Source organism: Saccharopolyspora kobensis (assembly GCF_900108315.1).
GTDB classification, from domain to species: Bacteria; Actinomycetota; Actinomycetes; order Mycobacteriales; family Pseudonocardiaceae; genus Saccharopolyspora; species Saccharopolyspora kobensis.
In genome coordinates this window covers 259,356-274,023 of the sequence record NZ_FNVB01000002.1, presented here as the reverse complement: position 1 = coordinate 274,023, position 14,668 = coordinate 259,356, and the positions used below count along the sequence as shown (strand labels likewise).

The 14,668-nt window shown below is 70.6% G+C and carries 14 protein-coding genes; 10 read left to right on the top strand and 4 right to left on the bottom strand.

The features are described 5' to 3' along the window. Positions 1 to 86: 86 nt before the first annotated feature. A complete protein-coding gene (locus C4T78_RS01205) occupies positions 87 to 977 on the bottom strand; it encodes a RecB family exonuclease (RefSeq protein WP_093346062.1) in 891 nt (296 codons plus the stop codon). Between the two features lie 262 nt (positions 978 to 1,239). Here C4T78_RS01205 and C4T78_RS01200 point away from each other — a divergent pair, with 262 nt between their 5' ends. After that, the gene (locus C4T78_RS01200; protein ID WP_093346065.1) at positions 1,240 to 2,379 is read left to right on the top strand and encodes a site-2 protease family protein; all 1,140 of its coding nucleotides are present in this window, start codon (positions 1,240 to 1,242) and stop codon (positions 2,377 to 2,379) included. Positions 2,380 to 2,561: 182 nt separating this feature from the next. After that, positions 2,562 to 3,395, top strand: a complete 834-nt coding sequence (locus tag C4T78_RS01195; protein WP_093155574.1) for a tRNA (adenine-N1)-methyltransferase — start codon at positions 2,562 to 2,564, stop codon at positions 3,393 to 3,395. 74 nt (positions 3,396 to 3,469) lie between these two features. Here the strand turns inward: C4T78_RS01195 and C4T78_RS01190 are convergent, their stop codons facing one another. Next, complete coding sequence (locus C4T78_RS01190; RefSeq protein WP_093346068.1) at positions 3,470 to 4,123, bottom strand: Rv0361 family membrane protein; 654 nt, start codon at positions 4,121 to 4,123, stop codon at positions 3,470 to 3,472. 528 nt (positions 4,124 to 4,651) lie between these two features. On the opposite strand from C4T78_RS01190, the gene arc reads away from it, so the two are divergent. Together arc and C4T78_RS01180 are read left to right on the top strand one after the other, a co-directional pair. Then, positions 4,652 to 6,442: a proteasome ATPase gene (gene arc / locus C4T78_RS01185; protein ID WP_093346070.1), complete on the top strand. Its 1,791-nt coding sequence runs from the start codon at positions 4,652 to 4,654 to the stop codon at positions 6,440 to 6,442. A 140-nt stretch (positions 6,443 to 6,582) separates the two neighbouring features. Continuing rightward, the gene (locus C4T78_RS01180) at positions 6,583 to 7,530 is read left to right on the top strand and encodes an aldo/keto reductase (RefSeq protein ID WP_093346073.1); all 948 of its coding nucleotides are present in this window, start codon (positions 6,583 to 6,585) and stop codon (positions 7,528 to 7,530) included. A 10-nt stretch (positions 7,531 to 7,540) separates the two neighbouring features. On the opposite strand, the gene C4T78_RS01175 is transcribed toward C4T78_RS01180, so the two are convergent. After that, positions 7,541 to 8,050, bottom strand: a complete 510-nt coding sequence (locus C4T78_RS01175) for an NUDIX hydrolase (protein WP_093346075.1) — start codon at positions 8,048 to 8,050, stop codon at positions 7,541 to 7,543. 128 nt (positions 8,051 to 8,178) lie between these two features. Here C4T78_RS01175 and dop point away from each other — a divergent pair, with 128 nt between their 5' ends. The 6 genes from dop (at position 8,179) to pafA (ending at position 13,729) form a co-directional block, all read left to right on the top strand. After that, positions 8,179 to 9,678 carry a depupylase/deamidase Dop gene (gene dop / locus C4T78_RS01170; RefSeq protein ID WP_093346078.1) on the top strand — a complete coding sequence of 500 codons (1,500 nt, stop codon included), beginning with the start codon at positions 8,179 to 8,181 and terminating at the stop codon, positions 9,676 to 9,678. Positions 9,679 to 10,030: 352 nt separating this feature from the next. Next, positions 10,031 to 10,222 (top strand): ubiquitin-like protein Pup, encoded by a 192-nt coding sequence (locus C4T78_RS01165; protein ID WP_093155583.1) that lies wholly within the window; start codon positions 10,031 to 10,033, stop codon positions 10,220 to 10,222. 113 nt (positions 10,223 to 10,335) lie between these two features. Then, positions 10,336 to 11,181, top strand: a complete 846-nt coding sequence (gene prcB, locus C4T78_RS01160) for a proteasome subunit beta (RefSeq protein ID WP_093348337.1) — start codon at positions 10,336 to 10,338, stop codon at positions 11,179 to 11,181. A 51-nt stretch (positions 11,182 to 11,232) separates the two neighbouring features. Further along, a complete protein-coding gene (gene prcA / locus C4T78_RS01155; protein ID WP_093346080.1) occupies positions 11,233 to 11,976 on the top strand; it encodes a proteasome subunit alpha in 744 nt (247 codons plus the stop codon). A gap of 85 nt (positions 11,977 to 12,061) precedes the next feature. Further along, positions 12,062 to 12,280 carry a hypothetical protein gene (locus C4T78_RS35910; RefSeq protein WP_143185723.1) on the top strand — a complete coding sequence of 73 codons (219 nt, stop codon included), beginning with the start codon at positions 12,062 to 12,064 and terminating at the stop codon, positions 12,278 to 12,280. A 90-nt stretch (positions 12,281 to 12,370) separates the two neighbouring features. After that, a complete protein-coding gene (gene pafA, locus C4T78_RS01150) occupies positions 12,371 to 13,729 on the top strand; it encodes a Pup--protein ligase (RefSeq protein ID WP_093155586.1) in 1,359 nt (452 codons plus the stop codon). 54 nt (positions 13,730 to 13,783) lie between these two features. Here pafA and C4T78_RS01145 read toward each other — a convergent pair whose 3' ends face one another. Then, positions 13,784 to 14,479, bottom strand: a complete 696-nt coding sequence (locus C4T78_RS01145) for an SDR family oxidoreductase (RefSeq protein ID WP_093346083.1) — start codon at positions 14,477 to 14,479, stop codon at positions 13,784 to 13,786. Positions 14,480 to 14,668 lie beyond the last annotated feature (189 nt).

Sequence of the window (14,668 nt, the reverse complement as noted above, 5' to 3'; positions counted from 1 at the left end):
AGGACGGGCTCCCGGAGCCAGGCGGGCGCTGAGGTCCCGCTACCCGCACCGCTGGACGAGGTGAGCCGGGAAAACCGGAACGACGTTCAGTCGGTGCGGTCGAGGACCGATTCCTCGCCGGGGTCGGGCTCCGGCCAGCCCGGGTAGGGCGGCGGCGTGCCGCCGAAGGCCGGGCACAGCGGCTTGTGGTCGCAGTAGTCGCACAGCCTGCTCGGGTTCGGGCGGAAGTCGCCGGTCTTGCCCGCGCGCAGGATCGCCTGCCAGATCGCTTCCAGCGTCCGCTCGAAGCGGCGCAGCTCCGTCTCGTCCGGCGCGTAGGCCAGGCGCTGCTTGCTGGCCAGGTACATCAGCAGCAGCTGGCGCGGGATCTCACCGCGGGTCCGCCACAGCACCAGGGCGTAGAACTTCATCTGGAACATCGCCTTGGCCTCGCCGATCTCGCGCGGCGCGGCGCCGGTCTTGTAGTCGACCAGCCGGATCTCGCCGGTCGGCGCGACGTCGACGCGGTCGATGAACCCGCGCAGCAGCACCCCGGAGTCCAGCTCGGTCTCCACCCGCAGCTCGCAGGCCTCCGGCTCCAGCCGCCGCGGGTCCTCCATCTCGAAGTAGGACTCCAGCAGCGCGGTCGCCGACTCCAGCCAGCGCGCCAGCTCGGGATCGTCGGGCCCGTCGAACAGCTCGGCCAGCTCGGGCTGCTGCTCCTGCAGCTCCGCCCAAGCGGGAGCGAGCAGCGCGCGGGCCCGCTCCGGGTCGCGCTGCTCGATCGGCAGGCCGAACAGCCGTTCCAGCACCGAGTGCACCACGGTGCCGCGCACCTGCGCCCTGGTCGGCGTCTCCGGCAGCCGGTCCACCGCGCGGAACCGGTAGAGCAGCGGGCACTGCTTGAAGTCGCCGGCGCGCGACGGCGACAGCGCCGGACGTCTCGTCCCGCGGTCGTGGAGCGCGCCGCTTGCTGCTGTTCCCACCGGTTCGGCCATGGCCAGGAACCCTAATCGAGCCGTCCGACACGCGATCAGGCCCCGGGCGGCTCACCACTGCCGCAGAGCCTGTGGTGAGCGCTCCCCCGGACTGCGGGCGCCCCTCCTGGTGTTGAACCGCACGGCGGAGGAAGCCGTCCTCGCCAGGAACCACTCAGAACCCGCCGGTGGTCGCTTTGCCGGCGTGGCCCAAGCGGCTGACGCCGCTCATCAGGCGGCTACGCCGACAGTGTCTTCACGGAGCGGGTACTACCCTGCGCGCATGCCACCGACCGCATCCCCGCCTGCCCGGCCCAAGCTCAACGACGGTGGGTTGCTGCTGTGCCGGGTCGCCGGGGTGCCGGTGCTGCTCTCCCCGTCGTGGTGGCTGGGCGCGGCGCTGATCGTGCTGCTCTACACGCCGCTGGTGGGCCGGATCCTGCCCGGTGCCGGCGTCTGGGAGAGCGCGGTGCTCGCCGCGGTGTTCACGGTGTTCCTCGCGATCTCGGTGCTGCTGCACGAGCTGGGGCACTGCATCGTCGCGCTGCGGCTCGGCCTGCCGGTGCGCCGGGTCCGGTTGTTCCTGCTCGGCGGCCTGACCGAGATCTCCCGCACACCGCCCAAGCCGACCCAGGAGGGGCTGATCGCGGCCGCCGGCCCGGCGGTGTCGCTGGTGCTCGCGGTGGTGACGGGCATCGGCTGGTTCGTCATGGTGCCGGGCGGGGCGATCTGGCTGCTGGTGGTGCAGACCTGCGTGGCGAACCTCGCGGTCGCGGTGTTCAACCTGCTGCCCGGCCTGCCGCTCGACGGTGGCCGGATGCTGCGCGCGCTGACCTGGCGGATCACCGGCAGGCGCCGCACCGGCACCACCGCCGGCGTGATCGGCGCGGGTGCGGTGGCGGCGGCGCTGATCGTCTGGGCGCTGCTCGGGCTGCTCGAGAACGCCCAGGACCAGTGGCTGCGGCTGGGCGTGTGCGTGCTGATGGCGTGGTTCGTGGTGGCGGGCGCCAACGCCGAGCGCGCCGCCGAGCGGCGCCGGAGCTGGCCTGCCGGGCTGACGCTGCAGGAGCTGGTGCGCCCCGTCCTGCAGCTCCCGGCGGAGAGCCCGGTGGGCGATGCGCTGCTGGCCGCTGCGGGCCGGGGAGTGGTGCTGGTGCGCGCCGACGGCATCGCGGTGGGCCTGCTGGACCAGACCGCGGCCGAGCGGCTGGCCACCCACGCCCCGACCGAGCCCGCCGAACGAGCGGCGGAACCGGTCGACCCGGACACCATCCTGCTCGACAGCGAGCCGCCGGAGGCGGTCCTGGAGCGCGTCCGCACGGTGCTGGCCTGGCAGTTCCTGGTGATCGACGAGGAAGGCCGCCCCAGCGGCGTCCTGCGCCGCGAGGATCTCCGCGCCGCCCTGCGCTCCCGGCGCGATTGAGCCCCCTCGAACAGCTCCGTCGTGCCTGGTCACGTCCCGTGAGCGTTTTGCGGGGCTATAGCACTCCAAAACACTCACGGCAGTTGACCAGCGGAAACCGGAGGCCGGACGCCGATCCCGGGGCTCGTCGGGGCCTCTGCGACGATGGTGCGCTGTACCAGCGTCGAGAAGGTAGGCCGCAGTTGAGCAGCACCGTCAGCGGTGAGTTCCAGCCCGGAGACCGGGTCCAGTTGACCGACCCCAAGGGGCGGAAGTACACGGTCGTGCTGGAGCCGGGAGGGGAGTACCACACGCACCGCGGCGCGCTGGCGCACGACGATCTGATCGGTGAGCCCGAGGGCTCGGTGGTGACCTCGGCGGGCGGCACGTCGTTCCTGGCCATGCGCCCGCTGCTGGCCGACTACGTGCTGTCCATGCCGCGCGGCGCGCAGGTCATCTACCCCAAGGACGCCGCGCAGATCCTGATGTGGGGCGACATCCGCCCGGGCGCGCGGGTGCTGGAGGCCGGTGCGGGTTCGGGCGCGCTGAGCTGCTCGCTGCTGCGCGCGGTGGGGCCCGAGGGCAGCGTGACCTCCTACGAGGTCCGCGAGGACCACGCCGAGCACGCCGAGCGCAACGTGAAGCGCTTCTTCGGCGAGATCCCGGACAACTGGTCGCTGACCCTGGGTGACCTCAAGGACTACGACGGCGACCCGGTCGACCGCGTGGTGCTGGACATGCTGGCGCCGTGGGAGGTCCTGGACAAGGTCCACGACAAGCTGATCCCCGGCGGGGTGCTGGTGGTGTACGTGGCGACCACGACCCAGCTCTCCCGCATCACCGAGGCGATCCGCGAACAGCAGAACTGGACCGAACCGCAGGCCTGGGAGACCCTCCTGCGCCCCTGGCACGTGGTCGGCATGGCGGTCCGCCCGGAGCACCGCATGGTGGCCCACACGGCCTTCCTGCTCGTCACCCGCCGGCTGGCGGACGGCGTGACCCCGCCCCGCGTCCAGCGCCGCCCCAGCAAGGGCTGAAACGCGCGACGGCCCGCCCCGGTGCCACCGGGGCGGGCCGTCGCTCAGGCCGCGAATCCACCGTCGCGGTGCGATCACTGGTCGAGCTGGCAGACCTTCCAGGTCCCGTCCTCGACCTTGAGCCCCATGGTCTGGTCCACGGGGTGGCTCTTGCCGTCGGCCACGTAGGTCCCGGTCAGCTTCGCGGTGGCCGTGTCGTCGCGCTCCGTGACCTGGCCGAGCTCGACCTTGAACTTCCACTGCTCGAGCTGGTCGAGGGCCTGGTTGAGCTCCGCCTTGTTGGACTCGCACAGCAGTCCGCGGACGCTCTTGAAGTCGTGGTTGTTGACCTTGGTCACCAGCTCCTGGGCCACCGGCTTGGGGTCGCCGGGCCCGCTGCTGAGCCAGAAGTACACACCGACGGCGGCGCCCGCGAGGACGACCAGCGCCCCGACGATGCCGAGGATCAGCGGCAGCTTCGACTTCTTCTGCTGAGGTGGTTCCACATCGGCGAAACCGTTGGGCTCCTGGAGCCAGGAGCCGGGGCCGAACTCGCTGCCCCACTGCGGGGGCATGGGCGCCTGCTGCGGCTGGTCCGGCCCTTGCTGACCCCAGCCGGTGTGCTGGTTGCCGTAGAAGGCGGGCTGCTGCTGCGGGGTTTCCGGTGTTCCCGGTGGCGGGAATCCGTTGCCCGTGGGTTGCTGCTGGCCCCACCCGCCCGGTCCGGGTTGCTGCGGCGGATAGGTCATGGACTCCTCCCCGGAGGTGTGCGTCGTGCTCGTCACCGTCTGCGCGGCGGCCGTAAGTAGATCAGAGGGCGCGGCGGGTCGTGCACGGAGTGGACCATTCCGCACCGAATTGTCACGGCGGGTTCGTCCGCTCTTGGTGGACGCCGGGGGCAGTTGTTCCAAATGATGGGAGAAGTTCCGATTGGTGACGAGCGGGCCCGGGGGCAACGCCACCCGGTTGCCGGAACGTTAACCCGGATGCCGGTGCGCGGGCGCGATCCGCGTGGCGCAACGGAAAACCCGCGCTGCCCAGCGACGGCGGGCACCGCGCGACCCGCCGCGCAACGTATCGATCGGACCATGATCGTCGACGCACCGTGTCCGGCCGCCTCCCGGGTCCGGCCGACCCGCGGGGAACAACCTGGCCGACTTCATGGGTATTCGCGGATTTTTGTGGCACGCTGGGCGATCCGGCGGACATTCACGACGCCGCCGTCGTCGGTGATCGCCGGTACCGTGGTGGTACGAGCACGGGAGGAGGGTGCCGACATGCAGCACGACCGTCCCGGCAGCCGGCCAGAGGAGGGCGGCGAGCAGTACAGCGGTGGCAATGCAGAGCTCCGCAGCCAGATCCGTCTCTTGGAGGACGAGGTTGCTCTGCTGCGCCGCAGGCTCAACGAGTCGCCCCAACAGGCCCGGTTGCTGGAAAAGCGGCTGGCCGAGGCATCCGAGAGAGTGAGTCAGCTCACCGAACGGAACGCCAAGCTCACCGAGACCCTGAAGGAAGCGCGGGGCCAGTTGATGGCGCTGCGCGAGGAAGTCGACCGGCTCGCCCAGCCACCCAGCGGCTACGGGGTGTTCCTGAACCGCTTCGAGGACGGCACGGTCGACGTGTTCACGTCTGGTCGCAAGATGCGGGTGGCGGTGTCGCCCAACGTCGAGACGGAGGAACTGAGACTGGGCCAGTCAGTGCGCCTCAACGAGGCCCTGACCGTGGTGGAGGCTGGCGCGTTCGAGCAAACCGGTGAGGTGTGCACCTTCCGGGAGCTCCTGTCCAGCGGCGCCGGGGAGAGCTCCCGCGCGCTGGTGCTGGGTCACACCGACGAGGAACGCGTCGTGTGGGTGACCGAACAGCTGGTGACCGCCGGGCTCAAGGCGGGCGATTCGGTGCTGGTCGACAGCAAAGCCGGGTACGCCTTCGACGTGGTGCCCAAGGCGGAGGTCGAGGACCTCGTGCTGGAGGAGGTGCCCGACGTCGGCTACCAGGACATCGGTGGCCTGTCCGGGCAGATCGAGCAGATCCGCGACGCCGTGGAGCTGCCGTTCCTGCACTCCGACCTGTACATCGAGTACCAGCTCCGGCCGCCGAAGGGTGTCCTGCTCTACGGCCCGCCGGGCTGCGGCAAGACGCTCATCGCCAAGGCGGTGGCCAACTCGCTGGCCAAGCAGGTGGCGGCCGCGCGCGGCGACGACGATGGTCAGGCCAAGTCCTACTTCCTGAACATCAAGGGCCCCGAGCTGCTGAACAAGTTCGTCGGCGAGACCGAGCGGCACATCCGGCTGATCTTCCAGCGGGCGCGGGAGAAGGCCTCCGAGGGCACGCCGGTGATCGTGTTCTTCGACGAGATGGACTCGATCTTCCGGACCCGCGGCAGCGGGGTGTCCTCCGACGTGGAGACCACCATCGTCCCGCAGCTGCTCAGCGAGATCGACGGTGTCGAGGGCCTGGAGAACGTCATCGTCATCGGCGCCTCCAACCGCGAGGACATGATCGACCCGGCGATCCTGCGACCGGGCAGGCTCGACGTGAAGATCAAGATCGAGCGGCCGGACGCCGAGTCGGCCAAGGACATCTTCTCCAAGTACCTGACCAGCACGCTGCCGATCCACGAGGAGGACCTCAAGGAGTTCGGCGGCGACAAGACGGCGTGCGTGGACGCGATGATCCAGACCACGGTCGAGCGGATGTACGCCGAGACCGAGGAGAACCGGTTCCTGGAGGTCACCTACGCCAACGGGGACAAGGAAGTCCTGTACTTCAAGGACTTCAACTCCGGCGCGATGATCCAGAACATCGTGGACCGGGCGAAGAAGGCGGCGATCAAGTCGGTGCTGGAGACCAAGCAGCCGGGTCTGCGGGTGCAGCACCTCCAGGACGCCATCATCGACGAGTTCGCCGAGAACGAGGACCTGCCCAACACCACCAACCCGGACGACTGGGCCCGCATCTCCGGCAAGAAGGGCGAGCGGATCGTCTACATCCGCACCCTGGTCAGCGGGAAGAACCAGGAATCCGGCAGAGCGATAGACACCGCTACGAACACGGGCCAGTACCTGTGATGAAGGTGCCGCGGGGCTGGTCTGCGCCGCGGTGAATCGCACACGACCGCACGTTCCCGGCTCGTGCTTCGGGGCCGCCACCTCCTCCGGGTGGCGGCCCCGAGCTGTGCCGGAGCCCGGCAGCGGTTACGTTTCCAGGCATGATCCCGCAGACACCGGTGGAGCGGCTCGGGCTCGGACTGGCCGCCCTGGGCCGCCCGGCATACATCAACGTCGGCCGCTCCGACGTGCTGCCCGCGCAGCGCAGCGCGCAGGCCATGCGGGAGCGCACCCGCGCGGTGCTGGACGCCGCCTACGCCAGCGGCATCCGGTGGGTCGACACCGCGCGTTCCTACGGCAGCGCCGAGCAGTTCCTCGCCGAGTGGCTGCGCGAACGCGGTCACGGCGACGTGGCGGTGTCCAGCAAGTGGGGCTACGCCTACGTCGCGCAGTGGCGGATCGAGACCGAGGTGCACGAGGTCAAGGAGCACTCGCTGGAGCGGTTGCGCACGCAGTGGGCGGAAACGCGCACGCTGCTGGGCGATCGGGTCGACCTCTACCAGGTGCACTCGCTGACCGCGAGCAGCCCGCTGTTCGAGGACATGGCGCTGCAGCACGAACTCGCCCGCATCCGCGACGCCGGCGTGCGCCTGGGCTTCTCCACCAGCGGTGCCGCGCAGGGCGAGACCATCGAACGCGCCTGGGAGATCGAGGTCGGCGGGCGGCAGCTGTTCTCGGCGGTGCAGTCCACCTGGAACTCGCTGGAGCCGTCGGCGGGGCGGGCGCTGGCCGAGGTGCACACCGGCGGCTGGCGGGTGCTGGTCAAGGAGACCCTGGCCAACGGGCGCCTCGCCGTCGACGTGCCCCGGGAGCTGGCCGAGGTGGCCGACCGCCACGGCGTGGCGCCGGACGCGGTGGCCATCGCGCACGTGCTGCACCAGCCGTGGGCGGACGTGGTGCTGCTCGGCCCGGCCAGCGTCGAGCAGCTGGCGGCGAACCTGGCGTCCTGCCGGGTGGAGCTGACCGACCGCGACGTGCACGCCCTGCAGACCCTGGCCCGCGACGCGGCGACCTACTGGGGCGAACGAGCCGCCCTTCCGTGGCGCTGAGCGGAACTCCTCACATCCGGGCGAACCACTCCAGGGCGAACTTCCGGCCGTCCGGGACGAACGGCCACCGCGGGTCGTCCAGGCGTTCGCGGAGTTCCGGCAGCGGCATCCACCAGCCCGCGGCGACCTCTTCGGGCTGGTGGGTGATCGGGCCGTCCCAGCGGACCTCGTAGAGGAAGCCGTGGTACCGCACGGTGCCCTGGTCGAAGGTGGAGCGGAACAGGAACCGCAGCGGCGCGCCGCGCACGCCCAGCTCCTCGGCGAGCTCGCGCTCGGCGGTGGTGTCCGGGTCCTCGCCCGCCGCGACGACACCGCCCGCCGCGCAGTCGTGGAGGCCGGGGTAGACGTCCTTGGTGTCGGTCCGGCGGTGCACGTAGATGCTCTCGCCGTCGGGGGAGCGGACCAGCACCGCCGCCGACGCGTGCCACAGGCCTTCCGCGCGCATCCGCTGCCGGGTCGCACTGCCCACGACACGCCCGGCCGCGTCGTACACGGCCACCAGTTCTTCGCCAGGCTTCATGCCCCGATCGTCGCAGCCGTCCAGCGGGGCACACCCGACGCACCGGCACCGGCGGTGTTTACCACGATCCGACATCCTGTGGCGCGCAGCACTCCGCACGGTCGGTGATACCCCGTACGCTGCGAGGTATGCGGCGGATCATGGGAACCGAGGTGGAGTACGGCATCGTCGTGCCGGGCGATTCCAGCGCAAACCCGGTGCTGACCTCCACGCACATCGTGCTCGCTTACGCGGCTGCGGCCGACATCCCGCGGGCCAGGCGCGCGCGCTGGGACTACGAGGTCGAATCGCCCCTGCGGGACGCCCGCGGCTTCGACCTCAGCGCGGCGGCGCAGCAGCCCAGCAACTCCGACGGCGACGACCTCGGCGCGGCCAACGTCATCCTCACCAACGGCGCGCGGCTCTACGTCGACCACGCGCACCCGGAGTACTCCGCCCCGGAGGTGACCAATCCGCGCGATGCGGTCATCTGGGACAAGGCGGGCGAACGGGTGATGGAGGAGGCGGCGATCCGGGCGGCCAGCGTGCCCGGCACCGCGCCCATCCAGCTCTACAAGAACAACGTCGACGGCAAGGGCGCCAGCTACGGCACCCACGAGAACTACCTGATGTCGCGCAGCACCCCGTTCACCGCGGTGATCGGCGGGCTCACCCCGTTCTTCGCCTCCCGCCAGGTGATCTGCGGTTCGGGCCGGGTCGGTGTCGGGCAGGCGGGGGAGAAGGCCGGGTTCCAGCTCTCCCAGCGCTCCGACTACATCGAGGTCGAGGTCGGCCTGGAGACGACCCTCAAGCGCGGCATCATCAACACCCGCGACGAACCGCACGCCGACGCCGACAAGTACCGGCGGCTGCACGTGATCATCGGCGACGCCAACCTGGCGGAGACCTCCACCTACCTCAAGCTCGGCACCGCGGCACTGGTGCTGGACATGATCGAGTCCGGTCACCGCTTCGACGACCTCAAGCTGGTCGACCCGGTGCAGGCCGTGCACCTGATCAGCCACGACCCGACGCTGAAGCAGACCGTGGAGCTCGCCGACGGCCGCCGGTTCACCGGCCTGGACCTGCAGCGCGCCTACCACGAGCGGGCGGCGGCCTTCCTCGACGAGCACGGCGGCGAGCGGGCCGCGCGCGAGGTGCTGGACACCTGGGGCGAGGTGCTGGACCTGCTCAGCACCGATCCGATGAGCTGCGCCGACCGGCTGGACTGGCCGGCCAAGCTGCGGCTGCTGGAGAGCTACCGCAGCCGCGACAGCCTGGGCTGGGCCTCGCCGCGGCTGCACATGATCGACCTGCAGTACTCCGACGTGCGGCTGGACAAGGGCCTCTACAACCGGCTGGTCGCGCGCGGCTCGATGAAGCGCCTGGTCAGCGAGGAGGAGGTCCGCGACGCGGTGCTCACACCGCCGGAGGACACCCGCGCCTACTTCCGCGGCCGGTGCCTGGAGCGCTACCCGTCGGAGGTGGCGGCGGCGTCCTGGGACTCGGTCATCTTCGACCTCGGCCGGGAATCGCTGGTGCGCATCCCGACGTTGGAACCGCTGCGCGGCACGAAGGCCCACGTCGGCGCGCTCCTGGAGGCCGCGGCCAGCGCCGAGGAACTGGTCGATTCCCTGACCAAGGGGTGACGGAACAGTGGTTCGGTCGTTTTGCGCGGCGGTGCGGGTGGCGGAGCCTCAGCGGCTTCCTCGGCCACGGGATCCCGGATTCGAGCGTGAACCAGTACGCGGCGTCCGGGCCGTCCGCGCGAGAGAGCTTCGGAGAACCCGCGGCGCGCCGCTTGCCTGACCTGGGTCGACCAAGCCGCGTGTCGTACGGAGGATCCCCGGCCTGCGGTGACGGACAGCCACGTCAGGCGGGTCCGGAAGATCGCAATGACCCCCGGCTGGCTGTGGGCCAACGGGTGTTCGGATGGGTAGTGTTCACAGCAGGACGTCCCCGGTGCAGGGGAGGTCCGGAGGTCGACCACCGGGAGGCGAGATGTCCCAGGAAAAGGTTCAGCGGCACGGCGGCGGCGACGGCGAGGAAGAGCAGGGGCCCGAGGCAGCCGGCCAGGAACGCCGCGAGAAGCTCGGCGAGGACGTGGACGCCATCCTGGATGAGATCGACGACGTCCTGGAGGAGAACGCCGAGGACTTCGTCCGCGCCTACGTCCAGAAGGGCGGGCAGTAAGCAGGACCGGTTTCCGGGCCGCCGCGCGCGGCCCGGTGCCGTCCGCTGCGCGCCGGATCTTGACTAGAGTGCGTACCAGTCGCAGGTCCTTCGATCGGGAGACGATGTCGCTGATGGAATCGAGCTCGACCCAGTTCCCGGGTCAGGCACTGCCCGCCGCCTACCTCACCCCGGGGTCGTCGTCGTTCACCGACTTCCTCCGGTCCACTTCGCCCGAACTGCTGCCCGGCGGCCGGAAGCCGGCGGAGGGCGCGGTGGAAGCCCCGCACGGCACCACGATCGTCGCGGTGACCTTCCGCGGCGGCGTGCTGCTGGCCGGTGACCGCCGGGCCACCATGGGCAACCTGATCGCCCAGCGGGACATGGAGAAGCTGTTCGTCACCGACGCGTACTCGGCGGTCGGCATCGCCGGTACCGCGGGCGTGGCGCAGGAACTGGTCAAGCTGTACGCGGTCGAGCTGGAGCACTACGAGAAGCTGGAAGGCATCTCGCTGTCGCTGGACGGCAAGGCGAACCGGCTGGCGAACATGCTGCGCGGCAACCTCCAGGCCGCCATGCAGGGCCTCGCCGTGGTGCCGCTGTTCGCCGGTTACGACACCGATGCCGAGGATCCCGACCGCGCCGGGCGGATCGTGTCCTACGACGTGGTCGGCGGCCGCTACGACGAGGCGGCCGGTTTCCACGCGGTCGGTTCGGGTTCGCTGTTCGCGAAGTCCGCGCTGAAGAAGCGCTTCGACCCGGACGCCGATCTGGACACCGCGGTGCGCACCGCGGTCGAGGCGCTCTACGACGCGGCCGACGACGACTCGGCCACCGGTGGCCCGGACCTGTCGCGGCGCATCTTCCCGTCGGTCGTCACCATCACGGCCGCCGACGGTGCCGTGCGGCTGCCCGAGGAGCGCACCTCCGAGGTCGCCACCGCGGTCGTCAACGGCCGGTTGGAGAACCCCGGCGGCTGACACCCGCCCCGATCCGACTCGCGAGCAGATTCGAACCAGGAGTGCACAGCCGTGACGATGCCGTTCTACACCTCCCCCGAGCAGTTGATGCGGGAGCGTTCCGAGCTGGCCCGCAAGGGCATTGCGCGGGGGCGCAGCGTGGTGGTGCTCAAGTACGCCGGTGGGGTGCTGTTCGTCGCCGAGAACCCGTCGCCGACGCTGCACAAGGTCTCCGAGATCTACGACCGCATCGGCTTCGCGGCGGTGGGCCGCTACAGCGAGTTCGAGGCGCTGCGGGTGGCCGGGGTGCGCATCGCCGACGTGCGCGGGTACTCCTACGACCGGCGTGACGTCACCGGCCGCTCGCTGGCCAACACCTACGCCCAGCACCTGGGTGCCATCTTCACCGAGCAGATCAAGCCGTTCGAGGTCGAGATCTGCGTGGCGGAGGCCGGTTTCACCGCCGACACCGACCAGCTGTACCGGCTGACCTACGACGGGTCCATCGTGGACGAACCGCAGTTCGTGGTGATGGGCGGTCAGGCCGACGCGATCACCAGCGCGCTCAAGGAGTCCTTCAGCGACGGGCTGGAACTGGCCGACGCCGCGAAGGTGGCGATCGAGGCGCTGTCCTCCGGCGGGGACGGCAACCGGGAGCTGAGCGCCGACAAGCTGGAGGTCGCGGTGCTCGACCGCGCCCGGCCGAACCGGACCTTCCGCCGGATCCAGGGTGCGGCGCTGAAGGCGCTGATCCCGGAGCGGGCGTCGACTTCGGACGAGTCCGAGAGCTCCGAGGACACCTCCGCGGGCAAGTAGCGGTGGTGGCGATTTCGCGCGAAATCGCCATTCCGCGTGCAGGACTGACGGCGATTTCGCGCGAAATCGCCCGGCGAGCTCCAGAGTGCGGGATGCCGGTCGGCTGACCGGTGTCCCGCACTCGTGCGTCGAGCACCGGATTCCCCGAACGGCTGCCCGCCAAGCGTTGACCGGCCGCATGGCCGCCGCGGGTCACAACATGCTGTGGTCGGAGGCCGCTTCGGACACCGCCGGTGGCGAGGTGGCCGGGCTGCGGCGGGGCCCGGTGCGGGCCGGTCGGCGGCCCGCGCGGCACGCCCGATGACGCGGTGCAACCGTTTTCGTCGGCAGGACGCGCCACAGGTGCCCGAACGGCGGACCGCCGCGAAGCGGTATTAGCGCCTAGTGTGGAGTCATGCAGCGGCGGATCTTCGGCATCGAAACCGAGTTCGGGGTCACCTGCACCTTCCACGGGCAGCGTCGACTGTCCCCGGACGAGGTGGCCAGATACCTGTTCCGACGGGTCGTGTCGTGGGGGCGGTCGTCCAACGTCTTCCTCCGCAACGGGGCCAGGCTCTACCTGGACGTGGGCTCCCACCCGGAGTACGCCACGGCCGAGTGCGACGACCTCGTCCAGCTCGTCACGCACGACAAGTCCGGTGAGCGGATCCTGGAGGACCTGCTCATCGACGCCGAGCGGCGGCTGGCCGACGAGGGCATCGGCGGTGACATCTTCCTGTTCAAGAACAACACCGACTCCGCGGGCAACTCCTACGGCTGCCACGAGAACTACCTGGTCGGGCGCTCCGGCGAGTTCTCCCGGATCGCCGACGTGCTGCTGCCGTTCCTGGTGACCCGCCAGCTCATCTGCGGCGCGGGCAAGGTGCTGCAGACGCCGCGCGGCGCGGTGTACTGCCTGTCGCAGCGCGCCGAGCACATCTGGGAGGGCGTCTCCAGCGCGACGACCCGCTCGCGGCCGATCATCAACACCCGCGACGAGCCGCACGCCGACGCCGAGCGCTACCGCCGGCTGCACGTCATCGTCGGCGACTCCAACATGTCCGAGGTGACCACGCTGCTCAAGGTCGGCTCGGCGAACCTGGTGCTGGAGATGGTCGAGCAGGGCGTGCAGTTCCGGGACTTCAGCCTGGACAACCCGATCCGCGCGATCCGCGAGATCAGCCACGACCTGACCGGGCGGCGCACGGTCCGGCTGGCGGGCGGCCGGGAGGCCTCGGCGCTGGACATCCAGCGGGAGTACTACGGCCGGGCCGTCGACCACGTGGCGCGGCGCGGTTCGGACCCGATGACCGAGCGGATCCTGGAGCTGTGGGGCCGGGCGCTGGACGCCATCGAGCAGCAGGACTTCTCGCTGATCGACCGGGAGATCGACTGGGCGATCAAGCACCGGCTGCTGGAGCGCTACCGCGGCAAGCACGGCCTGGAGCTGTCCAGCCCGCGGATCGCCCAGCTGGACCTGGCCTACCACGACATCCGGCGCGGCCGCGGGCTGTTCGACATGCTGCAGCGCAAGGACCTGGTGGACCGGGCCACCGAGGACGGCGAGATCGAGGCGGCCAAGGACACCCCGCCGCAGAGCACCCGGGCCAAGCTGCGCGGTGACTTCATCGCCGCCGCGCAGGCCGCGGGCCGGGACTTCACGGTCGACTGGGTGCACCTCAAGCTCAACGACCAGGCCCAGCGCACGGTCCTGTGCAAGGACCCCTTCCGCGCGGTCGACGACCGCGTCGAGCGCCTCATCAACTCGCTCTGACCCCGCGGTGGAGGGCACTTCCGGGCGATCGGGGGCGCCCTCCACCGCGGAAGGTCACCGCTGTTGCCCGGTGGGGCGGATGATGAGTTCGTTGACGTCGACCGTCGGCGGTTGCTGGAGGGCGTAGAGGGCCGCGTTGGCGATGTCCTCGGCGTTGAGCTTGGGGACGTCCTGGGTGTCCTCGGTCATCTCGGTCTCGACCATGCCCGGCTGGATGAGCGTCACGCGGACTCCGGTGCCCACGCATTCCGCGCGGATGTTCTGGGCCATGCCGGTGACCGCCCACTTCGTCGCCGAGTAGAGGTTCCCCGGGCGGATGCCGCGGCCCGCGTTGGAGCCGGTCAGCAGCAGGTGGCCCTCGGTGCGGGCGAGGGCGGGCAGTGCGGCGCGGGCGGTGATCGCGGCGCCGTAGACGTTGGTGAGGACCATGTCGCGCCACTGCTCGGGTTCGGCGCCGCCGTTGCCGAGGAACGAGGTGTGCAGGCTGGTGCCCGCGTTGGCGAACACCGCGTCCAGGCGCCCGAAGCGGTCCTCGGCGTGCTGGACGGCCTCGGTGAGGTTGGCGTAGTCGGTGACGTCGCAGGGCAGCGCCAGCGCGGTTTCCGGGCCGAGCTCGTCGACCAGTGCGGACAGGGCGTCGGCGGAGCGGGCGGTGAGGACCAGGCGGTAGCCGGCCGCGGCGGCGGCTCGCGCGGTCGCGGCACCGATTCCGCGGGATGCCCCGGTGATCATCAAGACGCGTTCGGACATGCGTCCAGGGTAGGCGCGAAGTGATCACCGCGAACTTCTTCGCGCCCGGCCGGGTGCGGACCGTCGTGAAACTTCTTCGCGTTCATCGTGACTTCAGTGCAGACCGAAATCTTTGCCTCTTTGGCCCCTCCCGCCCCACTGGGAACAACGCGCCCCGACCCAAACACATGATCGAATCCGGGCGGGCTA

What these genes read in the sequence shown, in the direction of transcription:
- C4T78_RS01205 (WP_093346062.1), bottom strand. Translation starts at nt 977, where the DNA reads ATGGCCGAACCGGTGGGAACAGCAGCAAGCGGCGCGCTCCACGACCGC.
- C4T78_RS01200 (WP_093346065.1), top strand. Translation starts at nt 1,240, where the DNA reads ATGCCACCGACCGCATCCCCGCCTGCCCGGCCCAAGCTCAACGACGGT.
- C4T78_RS01190 (WP_093346068.1), bottom strand. Translation starts at nt 4,123, where the DNA reads ATGACCTATCCGCCGCAGCAACCCGGACCGGGCGGGTGGGGCCAGCAG.
- arc (WP_093346070.1), top strand. Translation starts at nt 4,652, where the DNA reads ATGCAGCACGACCGTCCCGGCAGCCGGCCAGAGGAGGGCGGCGAGCAG.
- C4T78_RS01180 (WP_093346073.1), top strand. Translation starts at nt 6,583, where the DNA reads ATGATCCCGCAGACACCGGTGGAGCGGCTCGGGCTCGGACTGGCCGCC.
- C4T78_RS01175 (WP_093346075.1), bottom strand. Translation starts at nt 8,050, where the DNA reads ATGAAGCCTGGCGAAGAACTGGTGGCCGTGTACGACGCGGCCGGGCGT.
- dop (WP_093346078.1), top strand. Translation starts at nt 8,179, where the DNA reads ATGCGGCGGATCATGGGAACCGAGGTGGAGTACGGCATCGTCGTGCCG.
- C4T78_RS01165 (WP_093155583.1), top strand. Translation starts at nt 10,031, where the DNA reads ATGTCCCAGGAAAAGGTTCAGCGGCACGGCGGCGGCGACGGCGAGGAA.
- prcB (WP_093348337.1), top strand. Translation starts at nt 10,336, where the DNA reads ATGGAATCGAGCTCGACCCAGTTCCCGGGTCAGGCACTGCCCGCCGCC.
- pafA (WP_093155586.1), top strand. Translation starts at nt 12,371, where the DNA reads ATGCAGCGGCGGATCTTCGGCATCGAAACCGAGTTCGGGGTCACCTGC.
- C4T78_RS01145 (WP_093346083.1), bottom strand. Translation starts at nt 14,479, where the DNA reads ATGTCCGAACGCGTCTTGATGATCACCGGGGCATCCCGCGGAATCGGT.